2 protein-coding genes are annotated in these 3,602 nt (G+C 39.7%); both read right to left on the bottom strand.

What is annotated here, in order from left to right; genetic code table 11:
• Positions 1–139: 139 nt before the first annotated feature.
• Positions 140–1,993, bottom strand: coding sequence for a DUF4105 domain-containing protein (locus NWQ57_RS09390; protein ID WP_306021895.1), 1,854 nt, complete (start codon positions 1,991–1,993; stop codon positions 140–142).
• A gap of 54 nt (positions 1,994–2,047) precedes the next feature.
• Entirely contained in the window at positions 2,048–2,539 is a 492-nt protein-coding gene (locus NWQ57_RS09385; protein ID WP_306021894.1) for a DUF3015 family protein, read from the bottom strand.
• Between the last annotated feature and the right edge of the window lie 1,063 nt (positions 2,540–3,602).

Here is a 3,602-nt window from a genome sequence, read left to right as displayed (position 1 = left end):
TGTTCGCCGCGCTTGGCAATAAAGTTGAGCAGTTACATCGCGAGCAAATTGGTGGGTTGAAATTACCAATAGATTTAGTTGTAGGTGAATACAAAGAGCTTGATGAAAAAGAGTTGAGCCTGTTAAACAGCTGATGTCATTACCAGTATAGACCGAGAGAGAATCCTATCTCGGTTGATTCGCTGTCCTGTGATAAATTCAAGCGTACTTCTGTATTGGTACTTAATGCGTATCTGGTGGCAAACTTTATATGATGAGTGTCGGCGCCAGATTTGAAGTGCCTTACTTCAGCATCTAAATTTGTAGCTAAACTGTCGCTAATATACCAAGTTGTTAGTAGGCGAGTGGCGATAAAAGAATTATCGACATTCGCATCACGGCCCGAGTAGCCAGCGCCAATAAAGCCACTGATGTTAAAATGTGGCGAGCTTTGAAATGCATAGCCAATACCAGAACTTACTTTCACAGCGTTGCAAGTGGTGCAACCAAGTTGTGTTTGTGTTGAGCCAATGTCGATATACCAAGAATGATTTTGATCTCCTGGTAGCCCCGTTAAGTTTGCTCTAACGCTTTCAATTTTTAACAGCGACAGATCTTTGATAAAAACTCTTTGAGATGTAAAACCTAGACTGAATTCACCCATACTCAATGCAGAATATTTGACATGACCTTCTTGCGCATCTAGAGCATCATAATATGCGGGTCGAATTTGTAACTTAGCAAAGTTTTCTGCATTACTGGCATGCACAAGTTGAATGGCAGCAAGGCTAGGTTTACGACCTAAATGCGGACGTCTGTTTGAGATAAAGGCTGTCTTTAATCTACCAGGTGGTAATTGATAGCGTAATAATAGAGAATTTTTATAATAGATCTTGTTTAGATCGGCATCTCCTTTATCCGCTTTGAGCATAAACTGAAAATAGTCTATCAAGGTATCGACAATTTGTTGTTGTTGCTCGATGTTAAAATCGGCCAATTGCGCAATACTAATCTTCTCAGGTGTATGCACCATATTGCTAAGTTGTAACTTCTGTTCATTACTCAACATAGCAAAACGTTGGTAAAGTCTGCTTTGCCTGGAAGGGTGGTATTTAATGTGCTTAATGATAGGTTTTTGGTTGGTGTTATCCTTGGCCAAGTTTTGCATTATAGCTTGGGGAGTTGCCCATAACCGTGAGGCATCGGTAATGTTATTTTGTAATACCAATTCCAATAACTGTCCCATATGAAATGCACAGTTACGATTAAAGAAAAAGTATTGATAGTCTATTTCTAGCAGTTCCCAAATATGCCCGAGAAGTAGTCTTAGTGCCGTTTTATCAAGGTCTAGCTCGTATTCCCATAGATCACGCAGTTCAGACTCGCCATAATTTCCAGCATGCAGAAAATATTGTTGCTGGGTGAAAGCTGAGTCATAACCGCCAATAATGCCTTTGATAATATATGCTGCCATATTTTCATTAACGGGTACATCAGCGCCGAAGTTAATAGCGGTGTTTTGTAAATCCGAAAGTTCGCTATTAGCACTATTAAGTTTAATCAATAAATGCCCATAGTAAGATGCTGGGTTACCCAGAAAGCCAGTAGCAAACACTATGCTTACGGATTCAATTTCCTGTTCTTGGCTAAAGGCCTGAAAAGCAGGGCAGGACATCTCAGTAATGCCAAGCGTGGTAAAATCAAGTTGTGTTTTCAGCCAAGCATAACGACCAGCAAATCGACATTGCGGATGATTATCTGGGTTCATTTCCTGTTGTGGTTCAGCAAAAGCTTTTAGCGTTGATATAAGCTCTGCTTTAGGATTAATCTGACCCTGACCATCTAAGAAAAACCGGCTAGAGGTGACAAAACTGCGACCATTGTCATAAACAAGGAGTTTGAGCCATGTAGGTGAATTTGCTAACCTTGAGATAGACTCTTGGTTTTCGAATGAGTAGGCACTAGCCAATTTGCCAAATAGGCAAAGACAGATTGCGAGAAAGAAACGAGTCATTGAAATGTTCAGAATAGGATAGAAAGAAAAAACTTTCTATCCTTGTTTTCCTTATTAAGCTTCGTTTACAGCGTTAACAACAGCTGAGAAGAACATTTGAGATTTTTCGATTTTGCTTGCGGTATTATATTCGTCAGCAATAACGTGTTGTGCAACTTGCGCGCGTAGTGCGTTAACAACATCTTGCTTCGCGGTTTGCTCAACTTCGAGGATATTCATTAACGCTACTAAGTGTTCACCTTCACCACGAGCTGTGTCTTCGATCAGGTTGTCATAAGTATTAAGAATAAACGTTGCCGCAGTGACGTTTTTGCCTGAACAAGTTTCTGGACTTGCAGTAGCAGAAGTAACAGCGGTGGTACCGATGTCCCAAATTACGTTTGAGGTTACGGCAAGGGTTTTGTTTTCTGAAAATAATGCTGCACCAATACCACAATCAGAAAAAGGGTTTGGACCTGAGCCAACTTCTTTTGATTTATCTTGCGCATTAGCTGAGCCTACAACTGTGAATGCCATCAATACTGTTGCAAAAACACTGTACTTCATATCAAATCCTTTAGTTTATTGTTATTAAATACACTATAAATAGTGCGGCAATATTTATATCTTTTCTAAGTTTTAAAATCTAGTGGCATTAATAAAAAATAATTGTTTTGTGGTTATTGTGAAATTTTGAGGTTGTGACTAAATAACTTGTCTAGAAACAACAGGTTACTCAGGGAAGAGAACTTAATGCTGTTTGCGCGTTCAGAACGGTCGCCAAACTAACTCGCTAATAAGCATAGAAACAGCATTAAGTATGAACAGAAAAGCTTTTTTATATAGCGCGGAAACTCGCCGATTAAAGATGATTATTTATAAAACACGAGATAGAGCTCCATACAGTCCTGGTGGTGTTAACGCAAGGACGCTTGGATATTAGCGTTCACCTTGGCGTGTAGAGTTGTTTGCGCTGTAACTGAGCAAGTTATGCTACATTCAGATCCTTAGCTCTACTATCAGATGCTGGTTGCACAAACACAGGAAGTGACTGGCGTAGATCTGAGCCAACCCTCTAAAATCCAAAACTTGGATAAAGAGGAGAAACTGGAGTCTACCTAGGAAGCGCTGGCAGTTCACATTATTGACCACTCGGTGTTTTGCAAAGATTAATTGGATATCCATCTGAATCTTAAAATCGGTGTAGATTTGGAGCATCGTAGCAAGCAGAGTAGGGTAGCAACGTCTGGCCAGAAAATAAACATTATCTGGCGGGAGCATTGCAAGGCCAGACTGGGCAAATCGTTTATGTGGGAGATGGCCGCAAGGCCAGTGACTTATTTATTAAATTGCTAGAAAGGCTTAAAGGACAATATCGTCGGGCGAAAAGAATTGAATTAATCATCGAACAGATCATTCGGAATCATTATTGTAAAAACATGGATGATTTGTTGAAGCACGTTTATTATTTAATGAATACCGCTAAACAGTTTCTGGGTAGCAAGCATGGACTAAAGTAGGTTTATCACAATTAGGACCACTTATTTAGTCTTAATATTAAATTAACACTAGAGCAAAGGGAATGTTATGAACTTTATCGCTTTTTTAATTTTAGGCGCCTTGGCGGGTT

It is taken from the genome of Paraglaciecola sp. (assembly GCF_030730205.1).
Taxonomy (GTDB): Bacteria; Pseudomonadota; Gammaproteobacteria; order Enterobacterales; family Alteromonadaceae; genus Paraglaciecola.
This window is presented reverse-complemented; position numbering and strand designations above follow the sequence as displayed.